This window comes from Leptospira hartskeerlii, from assembly GCF_002811475.1.
Lineage (GTDB): Bacteria > Spirochaetota > Leptospiria > Leptospirales > Leptospiraceae > Leptospira_B > Leptospira_B hartskeerlii.
This window is the reverse complement of record NZ_NPDL01000010.1, coordinates 79,479-98,182: the sequence shown is the minus strand read 5'-3', so window position 1 is coordinate 98,182 and position 18,704 is coordinate 79,479. Positions and strand designations below refer to the sequence as shown.

Below are 18,704 nucleotides of genomic sequence, written 5' to 3'. Positions count from 1 at the left end.
CGATCCGTTTAGAACAAGATCAAGCAACATAACTAAACGAAGCGAAGTAAAATAGGAGAACTTTTTCAAATCTCTTGCAATACTTTCTATATATGGATTTCTGACACGAAAAATCCATATATAATAAAATTTTAATATAACTCTTATCCCCAAAGAGCCAGGCTCCTGAAACACAAGAGCAAATATTTATCAATAATCTAAGTTCCGGTTTAGTTTGGCCGATTTCTAATCCGAATGTATTACAAACGGGTTAAAATCCGTCAGTGTTAATAGATAAAAAAGATTATTGATCCCTAATAATAAAGCATGAACTTAAAAAAAATCTCCTTTAGATTAGGTTTCATCCTGATCCTCTCTTTATTAAATAATTGTGTGTCTTGGCCGGGATTTACTTATTTCTTTACTTCGACAGGCGGGGAAGGAGGTTCAGGTTCCTTTCTTTTTTTCCCCGGACAAGGAAATTCAACGGTAGCAAACTCAACAGGCTTAAACGTAAATTCTGCAAAAGCAAATGGAGCTTATAATACAGGAAAAATTATCGATATTACGGTAACATTTAAAGAGGTTGTGGTTGTCAGTGGGGGAAGTCCTTACCTCTCGTTAAACAATGGATCTCAAGGGGTTTTCCTAAGCGGCTCTGGGACAAAGGTCCTAACGTTCCGATACATAGTCGGAGGGAGCAGCGAAGATGTTGCAGAGTTAGATTTCCTTAACCAAAATGCACTCCAACTCGGGACATCTTTCATACAATCGACTACAGGTCAGAACTTAGACATCACTCTTCCAAATCCCGGAGCGGCAGGTTCTTTATCTGCAAATAAAGATTTAAGAATAGATTCGACACCGCCAACAGTTTCCTCAGCAACAAGTCCAAACGTAAATAACACATACGGTCCCGGAGCAAATCTCCAAATCAGCATTACTTTTTCCGAGTCGGTCGTTATTTCCGGTATCCCATATATAGATCTAAATATAGGAAAGTCGGCAAATTTCTCATCATTACAATCGGGCACAACAGCACTCTTCGACTTTTCGGTGTCTTCACCGGATAATACTTCCGCACTTGATTATTCTGCCGTAAATTCTCTGCATTTAGGTACGGGAGGATCGATTGTTGACGCAGCAGGTAATGCGGCAAACCTCGCATTACCTTCGCCAGGGACATCAGGCTCGGTAAGTAATTCCAAAAGTATTTCTATAGATACTACCTCTCCCTCAATAACAAATATAACATCAAGTAGCAATAACGGAAGTTACGGCATAGGAGCTGTGATTTCTATCCAAGCGGTTTTCGACGAACCTGTATCCGTTTCAGGTATCCCTGTTCTTTTATTGGAAACAGGAACGGTAGATAGAAACGCATCCTACATTTCCGGAAGCGGTAGTAACACTTTAACATTCGAGTATACCGTCTCTTCCGGCGATTCATCAGGGGACCTAGACTATGTAAGTACGAATAGTTTAACATCCGGAAATATTTCCGACCTAGTCGGAAATACTGCGACGCTTACGTTAGCTAATCCGGGAGCAAGCGGCTCTTTAGGGTCCAATAAAAATATTCAAATCGATACCTCGTCCGCGACAGTCAGTTTTACCCAAAGCAGCATTTCGGTAAACGAGACGGATGGGACCGGATCCGTAACGGTAGGTTTGTCCAGTGCCGTTCCCGGATCCATTACGGTTGATTATGTAGTGACTGCCGGCACTACATCAGGGTCCGGAACCGATTTTACACTCGCCTCCGGAACAGTAACGATCACAAATCCATCCACATCAGCTAATATAAGTTTTAGCATAAATGATGATTCTTTGAATGAGCCTTCCGAAAACTTCAGTATCACTCTGTCGAACCCAAGCGGAGTCGTATTAGGAAGCACAACAAGTGTGACCGTTACGATCCTTGATAACGATGATGTACCCCAGGTAGAATTTTCAGGAACTACCGGCAACTCTACTGACGAGAGCAACACCAATAGGACCGTTACTCTTACTCTATCTGCGGCTTCCGGTCAATCCGTACAAGTTGAAGTCGTAGATTCCGGCGGAACAGCCACCTCCGGAACTGATTATACATCCATTGGATCCCCGTTAACGGTTACATTTGATCCGGGAGAAATCTCTAAGACGATTACCATTGCGGTAATCCAAGATACGACTTACGAGGGAAATGAAACTGTCTCCTTAAGTCTGCAGAATCCGCTCAACGCTACGTTAGGAACTAATACCTCTTTCTTATTTTCAATTATTGACGATGAAATAGGCATTATTTCTGCGGAGACTATGGATGCGGATTCAAACGGAAAAATAGATCATTACAAACTTACATTCTCGGAAGCGGTATTAGATTCGAGTTTTCCAGGTTATGTTCTGAATTCCTCCGGAAATGCCCAATCCATTTGGAGTATATCAGGATATTCTAATGCTGTCTTAGCTCACGGGGTGGAAGCTCCGGAACCGGACAGCACGAATGATTCGGTTATCTATCTTAAATTTGCGGAATCGGCAGGATTTGACACCGGTGCAAAACCCGACTTAACAACTAGTGTTACTACTGGATTAACCTCTATGGACGGCTCTAAAACAGTGGCACGTATCTTCTCCGGATCCTTGATCGAGAGCGACAGAGCGAAACCGAAAATCGTATTAGCCTCGGCCAATGCAGGTAGCACAAACTTAACAGTGACCTTCTCCGAAGCGACGTATGGTGATATAAACTCGCCTGCATGCGCAGGCTCAGGTGATTTAGCGCTTACCGACCTAACTTATACGAACGGAAATGCGTCAGGAGTGACAAATCTTGCTTCCATTGGCTCGGATGCATGTGCATCGGATTCAGGATTCAATGCGATCTATCTAGGAAATGTGGCCTTTATTTCAGGAGACGATACATCGGATAAAGTTGCTGGAACAACCTCCATTTTCGATTCCGCAAATAACTCGGGCAACACTGTTCAAAGACCGATCACGGTAACCTCGGGTCCTTCGATAGTAAGTGTAACCTTGTTCGACACAAACAAGAACGGAAATATTGATCAGATTAAGATTACTTTTTCCGAAAACATGAATGATTCTTCCGTCTCAGATACCGACGCGACTCGTTGGACTTTCGGCGGAACGCAAGCGGTAAGAATGGACTCTGCAAGCGGCGGCACAGGCAGTATTTCTTCTCCGAATGATGATCCAGGTATTTCTAACGATTCGGTGATCACAATTTTCACTGACGATTCTTCCGTCACCGGCACACAATTAAGAACTGTCGCTTATGATTTCGCCTCAGGTCGACTTTTAGGAAACGTTTCGAGTGTTGAAGTCGCTTCGTATGCGGATTTAAGTTCCGTTACGATTGATAAAGCTCCTCCGGTTCTTTTAACTGCTGTCGCCTCCGATAATTCTGCGTCAGCTTTCGGAGTGGATTCGGATGATACTCTCGTCTTAACATTTTCTGAAGACACGAATAAGACTTCTGCGACCACCGGAACGATTTCCAGTATCTTCTCTCTATCTTCCTCACATTCTTGGGGAGGCTTGTCCTCTTCAGCCTGGGATTCGAGCGGAAAAATATTGACTTTATACTTTAACGGTTCCGGAAGTTCGGTTGCTTCAGGAGATTCTATTTCAGTATTAGGAACGATTGCAGATCTTGCAGGGCCCCCGAATATAAGCATAAATATTCCGGCAGTAAATACGATCTCCGGATCTTTCTTTACCGATACGATCAGTCCTTATCTTTTGAGTGTGGTTAACGTCACACCGAACTCAGTTACTATCTCCTTTTCGGAATCAATGTTGATGGATGGGTCGGCAAATGCAGCAAATCTTCTTTCCAATATTACCCTACAAGAGGCGACAACTGACGCTTGCACAGACCCGGTAAAAAGTTCAACCACCGTCATTAACAGCAGCACAATTCAAGTTAATCTATCCACTAGTCTTTGCAATATTGACTATGTCGTCGGTGTTTCCTCGAACGTGACGGATATTGCATCACCTTTCCCGAATTCGATGGGAAGCCCGAATTCCTTAACGTTTAAAGGGAACGAAAGATTGAAAGTTGTCAGCGCAAAGTCAATCTCCTTGTATTCCATAAAGATAACATTTAGCAGGAGCCCTGTAGCCGGAAATGACGCAACAGGAACGGCTGGATGTACTACGAGCACCGAGTGTGCAAAACGGTACAAATTTTCTCCAAGTTTAGGTTCAATTAATTCGGCAACATTAGGCGGAAGTCTGCAAAACGAGGTAACGATCACTCATAGTTCTGCTCAAACCGGGTCCGCATATTCGGTGATGGTGGCAAATAATGTGGACGCGGACGGATTCAGTGATACCAGTTGGGGAAGTATTCTCGATGCGAATACTCTCTTAACAGCAATTGAAAGGCAAGTCCAAGCTTCTCCTTCAGATCGGGCCTCGTTCATCGGAATGGGAACGAGTATATTAAATTTCTCTGATGGAACTTTTTTTTCAGATCCGTTTACCGACGGCTCGGTATTCTCCTTTGCCTTCAACTTCGGAGGACGGGTATATCTCGGCACGAACGATTTAAATAATGCAGCCTTCCGATTCGATCCGAATGGTTCAAATTCCGTCCTAACGAAATTTTCCTTCTCCTCCGGAACCTGCTCAGGCACGGACAGTTTCGGTTACGGAACCGGCACTACCTGTGGTACTAACATGGGGCCGAATGGAGAAAGAGGTGTAGTTGGATTTTCTTCCGCGACCTTAACGATCAGTTCTGTAAATTACGAGATACTTCTTTCAGGGGTATTGAAGGACGGGGTAACGAGAGGATATTTTACTCAAAGTAATGATATCATTCTCCCATGGACTGAATTCGGATACAGTGCCACAGGCGGAGCTAATACTAAGTCTATTCAGACGGTTTATGCAGTGGATAATCATGTCTATTTAGGACTTTCATCCGCCCATGGAACCCAGGCCCCTATCTTAACACACCATACCGTAACGGCACCAGGCGGAATCGTTTCAGTAGGAACCGGAACCGATATGGGAATAAGATCGGTAAGCAATTTGGGAAAAGGCGGTTCGACGGATAACCTGAAGAACACATCGAAAGTAGTCGGTATCGACTCTATTATAAAATACAATGGAAATCTTTACGTGGCAAATAATGGAGGAATCCGTTATTCATCTGATTTTTCAGGATTTACATCTTCCGTTTTGTCGACGCCTACTTCATTCTCCGGAACAACTTTAGTTTTACCTCCTCAACCATCCGGCTTAGAGAAAGTAAATCCCGGCAAAAAAGGTATCACTAAACTTTTGGAATACAATGGTTATCTTTATATGGCTCGAAATGTTGCGGCAGGCTCTACTTGTACCAATACGGATACTCTACAAGATTGCCAGACAAATCTGAGAGGAGAACTTTGGAAATGCGATCCGACCACCTCAGGCGGAGCAACGACATGTGATCCGGGAGACTGGGTGCGGATCATAACGGGAACCGAAACCGAATTGGGCACCGCGAATGCGATCAGTATTCTTCAGAACAATGGATCAGGAGTATTGTATGTAGGGTTTGATGATCCTACAAACGGTGTCAAAATATTTAGAGTAAATAGTGTAAACGTGCCTAGCACATCGGGAACAATGACAAGTGCAGGATGGACCCAACAAGGAACAAACGGTTTAGGCACTGTGTCCCCATTATATATCAGATTTATTTCCTCTACTTCCATCTCCGACGGATATTATAATTACGTCTATGTCACTGCAGGAACCGGATCGAATGCAATTAAAGTTTTCCGCCAGGTGGATTAATATGAGATACACTCGATAAGGATCGTAATTCTAATTTTTTTACTCACGCAATAACGTTATGCCTTTTTGAAAAATAAACAAAAGTCAACCGGATTCGATTTAAAATCTAATTGACCTCCCGATTTTAATGGTCAAAAGTCATGACGTTTTAAATAAACTGCGAGGAACATTATATGCCTTCAGATCACGATCTATTCAATTGCGGAGAAGAACATGAGGTCAACTATGTTGCAGGCCGTTACCCTAACGATAAAGCCAAAGTGAAGGCCTTTTTAATAGAAAATTGCCAGAACAAAAAGATCCACCATTCTACTCATGCCCAAGTCTACGAACTGATCAAAAGAGAATTAGGTCTTCCAATCCCTTGACCTTTCCATCAGGAACCGCACTAACAGATTAGTCATTTCATGATCGGATACGCGTAAAGGTGTTTCGGATTTTTTTTGAAGATTCTTTTTTTCGCTTGTACTTTCTTTCCCTTTACTATAATCACTGGCAAATTTAACGGCAAGGAGCAAGGCCTATGCTGAAATTTCCCGGCCCTCGTACGGATCATCGAGAGAGAAATCGTCCCTTCGTCACTAGAGAAAAGTATCTCACCTTCCTAAAAATTGCTAACAAGTCTTCTCATTCCAGGCAGAGAAGGTTTCGGAATAAAAACAGAGAAAAAAGGCAGACCTTGTCACCATAGTTGTCTTAGTATGGTTTTCCATGGAAAACCTAGACGCTAAATCGATCAGTCTCTGGATCATGGCGACCATCTATACGATCGCCGGCATTCTTCATTTTGTGATCCCTAAATTTTATATGAGGATCATGCCTCCTTGGATTCCTTATCATAAACTTTTAGTCCAACTTAGCGGTATCGCGGAGATCGCTTTGGGGCTCGGGCTTTTCTTTCCTCAAACTAAGGTGCTAGCGGCTTGGGGAGTGGTACTTCTATTGATTGCAGTATTTCCTGCCAATGTGTATCATTTTCAGTCGAGGACTAGAAAAGATCCTCCTACTTGGGCATTACTTTTGAGACTTCCTCTGCAGTTACTTCTCATCTACTGGGCTTATACTTTTACATACTGAGTATTGAATTTGTTGTAGGAGATCCAACACGGCGCGTAAATACGATATTGGAACTCCTACAGAGCCGATTTATCTCTTATTCTAATCAAAAATTTATTGAAAGGGTTTCAGAAGAAGGTATTCTCCCCTTCTAAGTTTTTGGAGTTTCTTTATGTTCAAGTTATGGATAGCGATCTGCGGAAGCGTTTTGGTTTTGGGTTTAGCTCTTTCTTCTTCAAATGTTCTAGCGAATACTAAGTATAGTGTCTTCTGCGCTGACGGTAAAATTGAAGCAGATTCCCGCACCTTGGATCAAATGAAATCGGCTCGAGGTTCTAATGTTTGTATTCTGAAAGAATTTGATTATTCTTCCGATGCTGATAATTATGCTCAATCTATCGGAGGTAAAGGCTCCGCCTGCAGCTGCAATTAAGTTTACAAGCCGGAGTGACCGCGAATCTCAGCATCGCCTGAAATTTCAGTTATATCCGGCTTAGTTTTAAGTATTCGGGTCGCTATTACAGTAAGTCTCAGGACACAAAGATCGCCTGATCTCTTCCTTATTTTAATTTTTTCTTTTCCCCTCTTCCGGGTAGGATATTATTCTCCGAAAGATATAATATGAACCGCCTTCTTTCTATTTTACTTACTTCTATCTTTCTTTTATTCTCTTCCGATCTTCTTGCGGAGGAAAGGATTGTCGAAGGTAAACTTCTTCAATTCGGTAGAATGTTAGGCACCGGCAACGAGTTCATCCAGGTGCTTTCCAACGATCTGAGTCCTGAACTTTCCAGACTTCATAACCAAACCATTCGTATTCTCTGCCAGATGAGAGGAGAAAATTGCGACCCAATACGTTATGAGCCCTATCCTTTTTCCGAATCCAAAGGCCTTGCAGATTGGACTTTGAAAAGAATTCCGAATTATGTAAACAGAGGTTACTTCGCTTTTAATCCAACAGTGACTCCTGATGGGCAATCTATCTTCTGGACTGTGTATTCTAGCAAAGGTAAATCAGGCACTCAAAGGATTTGGTTTGCGGAGAAGGACGATAAAGGTTTTTGGAGAGACGGGAAAGAGATGTCCGCTCCTTTAAATAATGATCTAAACTCTGCAGTGATCGCAGTTCTTCCTAGTAACAACGAATTATTTGTCTTCGGCTCTTTCGGCGATGACGAGGCTACTCATAAGATCCAAGTTGAGTTCCAAGAAAAAAAAGAAGAATTGAGAAGAAACACAAGAGACGAAATGGAATTCCGCTTAAAGGAAGAACAACTTGCTTACGAATACCTTCGCAAACTCAATCAACTCCAAAATAAGGCGACTGTTCCATTATATAAAAGTTATAAAGAAAAAGGAAGTTGGTCTTATCCCAAGGCGATTAACTTCCCTGATTTTGCGAATATATATCTAAAAAATAATACTTCCGTTTTCGGAGGCTCTACTCTTTCTTCTTCCGGAAGGATCCTGATCTATTCGGTCCAACAGCCTGATTCTTACGGTAAATTGGATCTGTATGTTAGCATACAAAAATCGGATGGTTCGTTTGCGATCGGTAAAAATTTAGGTGAGGTAGTAAACACTTCTTCGGAAGAGACAGCTCCGTTTTTAGCAGGAGATGATAGGACTCTTTATTTCTGCAGCGACGGTCATAAAGGCCTTTCCGTATATGTGACCAAAAGAATCGGAGAAGGTTGGGATAATTGGACTAAACCGGTCGAGGTCTCGGCTAATTTGAAAGGTGTAAACTTCTTCTCTATTCCCGTAAATAGCGACTGGGCTTATGTAAGTAAAGAAGGTCAACTCTATATGGCGTATCTTCCACGCGATTTTCGCCCGAACCCGGTTGTAGTGATCAATGGTAAAGTTTTGGATGAAGAAGGAAATCCTTTGAGTGCGGAAATACATTACGAATCCTTAACACGTTTGGAAAAAAGAGGAAGCGCTAAAAGCGATTCCAAAACCGGTTCATTTAGTTTAGTTCTTCCTTATGGAGAAAAATACGGTTTTTATGCGGAGAAACCTGGCCATCTTTCCGTTTCTAGAAATATAGATCTTACCGAATCTAAACAAGAAGACGCAAAATTAGATGTGGAATTTCGACTTCCTGCTTTGGCGGTGGGTCGGCAAATTCTTCTGAACAATTTATTCTTTGAGACTAATAGATTTGAGATCTCCAAGGATTCAGAACCGGAGTTGGATCGTTTGGCGAACTTTCTAAAATCGAATCCTAAACTCAAAATCTCAGTCGAAGGTCACACGGACAACGTAGGAAAAAGAGAGCGCAACCTGGAACTTTCCGAAAATAGAGCGAAAGCAGTGGCAGATTATTTGATTTCCAGACATGGAATTGACAATGCGAGAGTTCGTACACAAGGTTTTGGGGACAGCCAACCAATTTCTTCCAACGACAACGCTTCCGACCGTCAAAAGAATAGAAGAGTTGTGTTACAGATCGTAGATTAAATTCGTTCGATTCCTTTTTTGTAGCATTCCTTCCTTAAATTCAGGTTTTACCTTGTATTTTTGTTTTAAAAAAGGATTCTAATCCGGAATGAAAATAGCGGTCATCGGTAGTGGAATCGCCGGCTTAAGCGCATCTTGGTACTTAGGCAAAGAACATGAAGTCTCTCTTATAGAAAAACATCCTTTGGTCGGTATGGATGCTCACGGTACCGATCTGTTCTCCAACGGACATTCAATCCGTGTGGATGTTCCCTTCAGAGCATTCAAACGTAATTATTATCCCTGTCTTCTGGATCTATACAAAGAAGCGGGGATCGAAGTAAGACCTGTAGATTATTCGTTTTCCTTAAATTACGGAGACGGCACTACTTATTTCGGTTTTTCTACTTTGGGTATTGGAGGCAATTTTGTTCCAATCCCTTATTGGGTCTGCTTTTCCAATAAAACCTCTAGGCGCATTTTTTCGGATGCGATTCGCTTTTACGAAGAATCAGAAAGAGAACTTTCTTCTTTAGAGGGAGAACAACTTACTATCTCTCAATTTTTAAGCAGATTCGGTTATTCTGTAGAATTTGAAGATCTGTATTTGATCCCTATGTTTTCCACAATCAATACCTGTACTTCCGAAAGCGCTAAAAATTATCCCGCGGAAGTGGTTATCGGCTATCATTCCAGTGGTCTGAAATTCTTAAGATTTTTAACCCCGGAAAAAGGCACCAGAGATGTTACCGAAAAACTTTCTAAAAGGGCTTCTTCCGTTCGTTTGAGCACTGATCCTAAAAAAATCGTTTTAGAAAAAGATAAAGTAAAGCTGATCTTTGATAACGGGGAAGAACTTTTCGACAGAGTAGTTGTCGCAGCTCCTGCCAACCAGGCTATCTCCATTCTTCCGGAAGAATATTCGAAAGAGAAAGCATTACTTTCCAAACTCAAATATGAAGCTTCGGAAGTAGTAGTTCATTCCGACGAAAAGTTTATGCCCAAACAAAAACGACATTGGGCGCCTATGTGCTTTTCTCTTTCCCAAGATAGCTCCACCGCAACTGCTACGATCTTATTGAACAAAGTCCTTCCTTCAATGAAAGGTAAGTCTGTATTCCAAACCTGGAACCCACTTATAGAACCGAATGAAAAAGATTTTATCAGTCGATCTAAATTCGAAAGACCCGTAATAGACATTGCTTCCAGAAAGATCTTAGAGGAACTGAAAGAATTACAGGAGCTTCCTGGTAAAAAAATATGGCTCTGCGGATCTTATGCTAGATATGGAATGCCGCTTTTAGAAGCGGGAGTTTCCACTTCTTTGGATGTTAAAAGATGGGTAGAAGGTTCGCTTAGATCTTAAAACTACTCAGGTTTTCTGACCTTATAGATCCAATATTCGAAATGTTTTTTGATCGTTTCGGAGCCGAAATATTCTCCTAACATTTCGTATCTTCCTGCGAGTCTTTTAGGGATCTTCTTTTCTGATTTAATTTTTTCTAATATAAATTGGGAAAACCCTGGGAATACAAAAGGATCTATTCTTTCTAAAACTTCGAAGTTAAATCCTAAGGCAGAATATTCGGAAACGATACCTTCCACCTTTTTAAGATCGGAAGACATTTTTGCCATTTTAGAGATCAAATTCCTTTTAAAAGTTTCCCAAAATGAAATTTTCCGATCGGAGAATAGTATCTCTGCAGATACGAATACTCCTCCCGGCTTTAAAATTCTATAAACTTCACCGACCAATCTACTTCGGTTCGGTATAAAATACAAACTGTCTAAGGCGAGCACTACATCAAAGGTCTTGTCCTCGAATTTTGCCAACCCCTCTACACTTCCTAAAATTAAATTTGGAGAAGTGCCCTTACCCTCATAACGTCTTTTCGCGAATTCGATCTGTATCTTGGAGATATTGATCCCGTATATATTCGAAACATTTACTCCGAAGGTATTTTCCCAAATCCTAAATTGGTCTCCGCATCCAAATCCCAGATCCAATAGTTTGGAATTTTGATCCAAGCCGGCTAATGTTCCCAAATGTTCCGCTAAATTCGCACATGCCGTTCCATATTCCTTTGTATTCTCCCAATAGCCCAAATTGGCCCAGGATTCTCCATGTTCGTTCAAATATAGATGAGATAGATCTGTAGGAATTCCTTCCCTTCCGAATAATAGTCTGACCTTCGGCCAGATCTCAGTCTTTGCAGGAAAGGGAGAATGATGGCGAAGAGAGATTTCTTTTTTGTATGGTAGGTCTTCCATGATCCCTAAGTTCTTCGGTTACCCAAAGCAAAACTTTATTGGACATAGAATTTCAGAACTGTCTACCAGAATCGTTCTTTATTTGTCCGTTCTCCTGACCTTTCGGATATGTTTCATGCCGACATAAGAGAACAAGATCCGGACAAAAATCCGTAAAAAAAGTCCTTTTCTTTCCCTAACTTATGGCGGAAAACCTACCGACGGACCTTATGAACATCAAAGATCGTATCCTTGGAATTTTAGCTGCACTCCTCCAATATTCTAAAACAAACTGGAGATCCATCCTCAAATACTCGGTCATTTCCGGGATTGTAATCCTTTCATTTCTGATCGGCGGATCTTATGTTGTATGGCTCACCAAACAGGAAGAAGTTGCCCGCAATTTGGAAACTTTCCAGAGAGAAGTTTCAGATGCATACGATCCAAATGAGATCAAACCGATCCGCATCCTGGACAAAAATGGAAAATTGATCGGGGAATTTTCCCGCAGAAAATTCAGGCCTATTCGGACCGACAATTTAGCAAATCATGGAAATATAATATGGGCTCTGCTCAGTTCCGAGGACAGGGACTTTTACGAACACAATGGTGTAAATTTTACCGCTCTACTTAGAGCAATTATTATCAACGTAACTACTTTCCAAAAGCAAGGTGGCTCTACTCTCACCCAGCAGTTGGCAAAACTTACTTTAGATCTGGGAGCTCGAAACGTATTTAACAAACTCACCGAATTTTATTGTACATTCTATCTAGAGAGCAAGTTCGATAAGAATACGATCTTAGCAATGTATCTAAATCGTATTTTCTTAGGGGAAGGGAACACAGGAGTAGAAGAAGCTTCTCGTTATTATTTTAATAAACCTGCATACGAATTAACTCCTGCAGAAGCGGCTTTGCTTGTAGGAACAATTCCGGCTCCTTCTAACTATAATGCAGTCAGAAATCCGAAGATAGCTCTCAAAAGACAGAAGATGGTGATGACAGTTATGGCTAAAAACCAAAATCTACATCCGAATCCCAAATCTATTGAAAGAGATTTTGAGAAGAAGGTAGATGCGAATATCCGCAAATTCAGATCCTTCTATGTAGTAGAAGAAACGAAGGAAGAAGAAGATAAAGTAGTCATCACTTCCGAAATAGGAAAATACGGATTCGATAAAGATTTTACGATCAATCTGGCTTCTGACTTTAATTTCGGGATACGCCAATTCGTAATCGAAAATTTTTCAGAGATAGATCTGGAAAGCCGTGGTATGAATGTATATACCACATTAGATTATGATAAACAAGAAGCAGCAGAACGTTCTCTCAGAGAAGGAATAGAAGCTGTTCGCAAGAAACTTTCCGAAGATAAGGCCAACTACTTAAAAGCGGGCAAGACGGAAGAGGCTTCCAAACAAAATAAGATCATCGAGAATATGAACGGAAGCTTGATCTCCATTAATCCTACAAATGGATACGTGGAGGCAATGGTCGGTAGTTACAAAATTTCTAATATATTCAGACTAAACCGAGCGGTTTCCGCAGTTAGACAGCCTGGTTCCGTGATCAAAGGACTTGTCTATCTGATGGCATTCGAAAAAAGGATCGCCACCCCGACTTCTATCGTTGTGGATGAACCGATTAAGATCAGAGGTTATGCTCCTAAAAACTGGTATAAAGGCCATAGAGGCGCAATGCAGACTCGAACTGCATTCGCTCAATCCGTAAACACAATCGCAGTCAAGTTCATGGACGAGATTGGTGTAGGCGATTTCATCCATACTCTCGGAAAAATTTTGGATTTGGACAGTTCCGAGTTGAGTAGAAGGTTCCAACACAATCTTACATTGGCGCTTGGTTCGGGGGAATTATCTCCTAAAGAATTGGCAACAGTATATGCAACAATCGCAAATAACGGTAAAAAAGTAAAACCTGTGGAAATACTTAGGATCACCGACTTTGAAGGTTCCGAACTTTATATGAACACTCTTCCTGATCCTAAAGAGGCAGAGCAAATTTTAGATCCTGTCGCCTGCGCGATGACATTAAACTTATTAGAAGCAGTCGTATCGGAAGAAGGTACACTCAAAATTGCATTGAAAGAAGGAGAAAAATTCCCACTAGGCGGAAAGACAGGAACTGTTCAATCTCCTAAAGAAGCACAAAAACGCTGGGGCTCCAGAAAAGGTGTGAGAGACGTTTGGTTCGCAGGTGTGAATCCGAATTTAGTCACTGCTGTCTGGGTAGGAAATGATTTGGGCGCTCCTTTCCCTGGTTCCGGTTCTGGGACAAGCGGTTCCATTTGGTTTCGATATGTTTCTCATGTCGCCAGAACATTAGGCTTCGGCGATAGTCTCATCACTCCATTTAACGGAGATTATGTGAAAGTGGACATCTGCGCTGAGACCGGCGGACTCTTATCAAACGAAGCAGAATGCAAACATCCTCTTTACGGTCAGTACTATTACGTGGGAGATCAACCTGGCGGAGGTGCTACTACTCCTACAGTCACCCAAACAGAGGGAACTACTTCTACTAACGGCTCGGAAGAAGCTTTGTCCGGAGAAGACGCGGTAGAATTAGAACTTCCTGAAACTAAGGAAGATCCGAACGACGATTAGGATCTTTTGGTAATCGGTCCCCTACTAGATACAACTCATATGGGGACCACAAAAAGATCCAAGGAGCATCTTCAGATAAAAGTGAAAACGCTTCTTTAATCTGAGGATTTATATCCGTTTTATCTGTGGATCTAATTTCTTGAAAAATTTTTTCCATTTTTGGATTCGAGTAGAAGGCCCGATTTCCTCCATTCCCAAATCTATCTCCTGCAAATAATGGATCCAAAAATGCAAAAGGCCCAGGAAGATCCGCATACCAAAATAGCAATGTTAGATCTCCCTTTCCTTCTCCATTCTCTTTATATAATGCAGCTTTTTCCATTGGGAGAATTCTAATCTTCAATCCTAATTCTTTCAGGTTTTGAACGATTGCAGCACCGTTTGCCTGATTCTCTTCGTCTCCCCTCATCCTAAATTCTAATTCTCTTTCTAAAATTTTAGGATAACAAACAGAATTAGAAAGTAATTCTTTTGCCTTTGCAAGATCGTAAGGATAAACTTCTTCGGAAGAAGTCCAGGTGTCCGAAATGGACTTTGGAAATGGACCTACTGATACTTCTCCTTTTCCTTCTAATAAAACCCGAATGATTGTGCGTTTATCTACTGAATAATTTAATGCTTTTCTAAAGTTCTTATCGAAGCAGAAATCCTTAGCATTGATCGCTATATATTGAACGCCTCCTCCTTTTCGAACAGAGATATGATCTTCTTTTACCAATGAATTTTTGAGAAGAAAGACAGGCAATTTCATCAGATCCAATTCGTCTTTGAAATATAAATACAATCCAGTGCTTGCTTGCGGAAGAACTCTGAACAATATCTCTGAACCCAAATCGTTGGGATGATTTGCAACCAATCTAAGATGATTATTTCTCTTCCACTCTACTAATTTAAAATCACCGCATACCGATTCAGGAGGCCCGCAATAGATCCAAGCTTGAGGCAATGAAAGTTTTTCCAAAGTTTCCCTAAGGCCACCTTCGAAATAAATTTCCAAACTTGAACCTGTGAGAACCTTTCCACCTTTTAAAAAAGAATATGTACTTCTTCTTGGCCCCGGAGTTTTTCTCAATCTTTCCAAAGATCCCAAGACTGTTTGAGCGTTTACGTTCGATTTAGTATCAGAGTGAAGTTCCAAGATCAATCTTCTGATCTTGGAAGAAGGTCTTGCTGCTAACTTATATGATCTAACTAAGGAAGGAAGAATTGTACCTTCTTCATTCATTTCAAAAAGTCTTGGGTAGATATATTTTAGAACAATTCTGGAAGATAAGTCAGTCGATCGGATCGGATCTAAAGAGATTGGATCAGAAGGGAGTGAAAATACCAGTTTTTCGGGACTTCTCTCTACTTTTCCACAATCATAAAAAAGAAGGGACAAAAGAAGGAAAGCCAGAGAAAAGGTAAGAGTCGGTTTCGGTCCGACCTGAAATCGGGAAGTGACCGAGTCTAGAAATCTAGGATAAAACATTCCGGACCTATGAACGTCTATAGACGCCTCTTGGGGTATTCCTTCAAGTATAAATACAGATTAATCACCGGGATCGTACTATCCTTTTTTGTATCCATACTCAATGGAGCCTCTCTCACTAGCGTTATCCCGATTTTCAACGCGATCGGAAAAGGCGGAAAAGCAGACTTTCAAATTTCACTCACCAAAAAAGAAAGTATCGCAATAAAAGAACGGGAAGAAGGAAAAGAATTAGAAGCAATCCAAAAGATAGAAGCCCTAGTCGCAGATATAAAAATCAAGACTAACTTTTATCTAACCACTCTTCCTAAAGACCAACTTATTTTACTTTTTTGTTTATTCATTTTTCCCATCTATCTAGCAAAACTCTTATTTTTAACGGGCGCAGTGTACTGTATCAACTCGGGTGGTTACCTAGCAGTCCGAGATTTGCGATTAGAACTTTATTCTAAGGCACAAGAACTTCCGCTCAATCATTTCGTACAAGAGAAGACAGGGATCTTCATGAGTCGCATCGTTAACGATGTAGAAGTTCTAGCAAAAATAATTAGCTCAGATCTGAAAGATGCTATCGTAGATTTTTTCTATATCATCACACATTTGCTGATTCTTCTTTTCTTAAGTTGGGAAATGTTCATCGCAGTTTTAGTTGTAGTGCCTTTGATCATGGGCCCAGTAACTTCTTTCGCGGATAGGATTAGAAAAGCGACTCGCAACCAACAAGAAAGATTATCTTCATTAAACGGTCATTTACAAGAAGTCATCTCTGGTATCAGAGTCATCCGCGCATTCTCCATGGAAAAAACGGAAGCTGGAAGATTTTGGGAGATCAATAACGATCTTTCCGACAAAACATTCAAAGGACATTTCTATCATCAAATAGGTCCTTCTTTGGTGGAACTTTCCAGCTCTATAGTTGCGGTGATATTTTTGGCTTTCGGCGCTTACTTGATCGAACTCCAAAAATTAACCTTAGGTCATTTTATGATCTTCTTCCTAACTTTGGTATTTTTAACTAGGCCTTTCAAACAGATGGGAATGTTATCCAACTCCATCCAAAGCGCAGTGGCTGCAGGGACCAGAGTTTTCGAAATGTTGGATAGCGAAACGGATGTAAAAAATCCTCCGAACCCTATTTATCCAAAGAGACTTTCTAAAGAATTAAAATTTGATTCAGTAGGATATACTTATCCAGGAGCGAAAAATTCCGCGTTATCAGATCTGAATCTTTCCATACAAAAAGGCTCCACAGTTGCGTTAGTCGGTTCTTCCGGTGCCGGAAAATCCACGCTAGTAGATCTTGTTCCAAGACTGATTGATCCTAGCGAAGGTTCTATTACTTGGGATGGAACTGATCTCAGAAATTTGGATCTGGCATCTTTAAGAAAAAAGATCTCCATCGTAAACCAACAAGTATTCCTATTCAACGGAAGTATTAGAGAGAATATCTGCTACGGAACTGAAAACGTTACAGAAGAAAGAATGAGAGAAGTTTCAGAACTCGCATTTGCAACCGACTTTATTTTATCTTTCGAAGACGGTTTCGACACAGTAGTGGGTGAAAGAGGAGTAATGTTATCCGGAGGCCAAAGACAAAGGATCTCCATCGCAAGAGCATTATTGAATAATCCTGAAATCCTGATCTTGGATGAGGCTACTTCTGCATTGGACACCGAATCTGAAAGAGTGGTCCAACAAGCGCTCGAATCCTTATATAAAAACAGAACTGTTATCATCATCGCTCACAGACTTTCTACAGTTCAGATCGCCGATACTATCTTTACGATGGAAGGCGGAAAAGTGGTAGAATCAGGATCTCATTCGGAATTGATCCGCTTAGATGGAAAGTATAAGAAATTATACGAGATGCAATTCGCAGAATCTCCGGTTTAAGAAAAGAAGATGATTTCTTTTGGAAAGATCCTATTTTTTCCGATCTTATTTATACTCAGTCAGATCTATAAGATCTTATTTTTTTTAGACAGAAGTTTTAAGAAAAAAAGAACTCTTCCTTCATCCGTTACAATCAGCATAGGAAATTTCAGTGTAGGAGGAACTGGCAAAACACCTTTCACATTACATCTAGCAAAATTACTCCATTCTAATTTCCCGAATATCCCAATCGTAATTTTAAGCAGAGGTTATGGTTCTTCCGGAGCAGGAACCAGAAAAGTCAGTGAAAATTCTTCTCCCGCAGAAATTGGAGACGAACCTCTTCTTTTAAAAAAGAATCTTCCTTTTGCGGAAGTGTATGTGGGAAGCAATCGATACGATTCTTATCTACAATTCAGATCTGAGAACAAATTAGCGAATGATCAAAAGGTATTTGCATTATTGGATGATGGATTCCAACACCATGCCTTAAACAGAGATTTGGACCTAGTTTTATTGGATTGTACCAAACTTTCTAAAAAAGAATTCGTACTTCCTATGGGTTTATTAAGAGAATCTTATGCTTCAGTATCCAGGGCAAATTTCTTGGTTGCTTCCAAGTTTTCAGAAGAATATGAAGATTCACTTTCTAAATGGATCAAAAAATATAGACCTTCTCAAACTTTAAGATTTAGATTTTTCCCTCAGAAGTTAGTTCCACTTTCCTTCGGATCATCCGAAATTTCTGTAAAAGAATTAACCGGAAAATCTGTATTTGCCTTTGCAGGCTTAGGAAATCCGGGTTCGTTTTATTCTTCTTTAAAAGACCAAAACCCATCCGAGCTAAAAACAAAATCCTATCCAGATCATTATTCTTATACAAAAGAAGATCTAATTCAAATCTCTGAAAAAGCTCCTGACAAAAACTATATCGTATGCACAGAAAAAGACGGAGTGAAGATCTCTTCTCTTATCGGAACTGATAAGAATTCTTCTAATTGGTTTTATCTCAGATTAGAAACCATTCTGGAAAACGAATCCGAGCTAATAAAATCCATCCGTAGCTTCATCTAAAACGGAATAAAAAGACTTTTTTCTTTCTCAAAAAATAGCAAGGTTCCTTACTCCTTTATTTCTATCTGCGGGAAAATTATGGACCGAAATATTTCTTATTAGTGTAGTATTTGTTATAAGATAAGTCT

General features: G+C 40.7%; 11 protein-coding genes. 9 read left to right on the top strand and 2 right to left on the bottom strand.

Going from position 1 to position 18,704, the window contains the following annotated elements; genetic code table 11:
* The first annotated feature begins 306 nt into the window (after window positions 1–306).
* The 6 genes from CH352_RS16885 (at window position 307) to CH352_RS16860 (ending at window position 10,651) form a co-directional block, all read left to right on the top strand.
* A complete protein-coding gene (locus CH352_RS16885; RefSeq protein ID WP_100705212.1) occupies window positions 307–5,784 on the top strand; it encodes a beta strand repeat-containing protein in 5,478 nt (1,825 codons plus the stop codon).
* Window positions 5,785–5,957: 173 nt separating this feature from the next.
* Window positions 5,958–6,152, top strand: coding sequence for a hypothetical protein (locus CH352_RS16880; protein ID WP_100705211.1), 195 nt, complete (start codon window positions 5,958–5,960; stop codon window positions 6,150–6,152).
* 343 nt (window positions 6,153–6,495) lie between these two features.
* Window positions 6,496–6,861 (top strand): DoxX family protein, encoded by a 366-nt coding sequence (locus CH352_RS16875; protein ID WP_100705210.1) that lies wholly within the window; start codon window positions 6,496–6,498, stop codon window positions 6,859–6,861.
* Between the two features lie 151 nt (window positions 6,862–7,012).
* Complete coding sequence (locus CH352_RS16870; RefSeq protein WP_100705209.1) at window positions 7,013–7,273, top strand: hypothetical protein; 261 nt, start codon at window positions 7,013–7,015, stop codon at window positions 7,271–7,273.
* Between the two features lie 188 nt (window positions 7,274–7,461).
* The gene (locus CH352_RS16865) at window positions 7,462–9,306 is read left to right on the top strand and encodes an OmpA family protein (protein ID WP_100705208.1); all 1,845 of its coding nucleotides are present in this window, start codon (window positions 7,462–7,464) and stop codon (window positions 9,304–9,306) included.
* 88 nt (window positions 9,307–9,394) lie between these two features.
* Window positions 9,395–10,651, top strand: a complete 1,257-nt coding sequence (locus tag CH352_RS16860) for an NAD(P)-binding protein (protein WP_100705207.1) — start codon at window positions 9,395–9,397, stop codon at window positions 10,649–10,651.
* Between the two features lie 2 nt (window positions 10,652–10,653).
* On the opposite strand, the gene CH352_RS16855 is transcribed toward CH352_RS16860, so the two are convergent.
* Window positions 10,654–11,556 carry a class I SAM-dependent methyltransferase gene (locus CH352_RS16855; RefSeq protein WP_100705206.1) on the bottom strand — a complete coding sequence of 301 codons (903 nt, stop codon included), beginning with the start codon at window positions 11,554–11,556 and terminating at the stop codon, window positions 10,654–10,656.
* A 209-nt stretch (window positions 11,557–11,765) separates the two neighbouring features.
* Between CH352_RS16855 and CH352_RS16850 the strand changes: the two genes are divergently transcribed.
* Window positions 11,766–14,159 (top strand): transglycosylase domain-containing protein, encoded by a 2,394-nt coding sequence (locus CH352_RS16850; protein ID WP_100705205.1) that lies wholly within the window; start codon window positions 11,766–11,768, stop codon window positions 14,157–14,159.
* Here the strand turns inward: CH352_RS16850 and CH352_RS16845 are convergent.
* On the bottom strand, window positions 14,134–15,630 hold the full coding sequence (locus CH352_RS16845; protein WP_100705204.1) for an ABC transporter substrate-binding protein: 1,497 nt from the start codon (window positions 15,628–15,630) through the stop codon (window positions 14,134–14,136). The two genes, CH352_RS16850 and CH352_RS16845, sit on opposite strands and share 26 nt — an antisense overlap.
* Before the next feature lie 9 nt (window positions 15,631–15,639).
* Here CH352_RS16845 and CH352_RS16840 point away from each other — a divergent pair, with 9 nt between their 5' ends.
* Both CH352_RS16840 and lpxK read left to right on the top strand, forming a co-directional pair.
* Window positions 15,640–17,523: an ABC transporter ATP-binding protein gene (locus tag CH352_RS16840; protein ID WP_165780134.1), complete on the top strand. Its 1,884-nt coding sequence runs from the start codon at window positions 15,640–15,642 to the stop codon at window positions 17,521–17,523.
* Window positions 17,524–17,532: 9 nt separating this feature from the next.
* Window positions 17,533–18,576 carry a tetraacyldisaccharide 4'-kinase gene (gene lpxK, locus CH352_RS16835; protein ID WP_100705203.1) on the top strand — a complete coding sequence of 348 codons (1,044 nt, stop codon included), beginning with the start codon at window positions 17,533–17,535 and terminating at the stop codon, window positions 18,574–18,576.
* The last annotated feature ends 128 nt before the right edge of the window (window positions 18,577–18,704 follow it).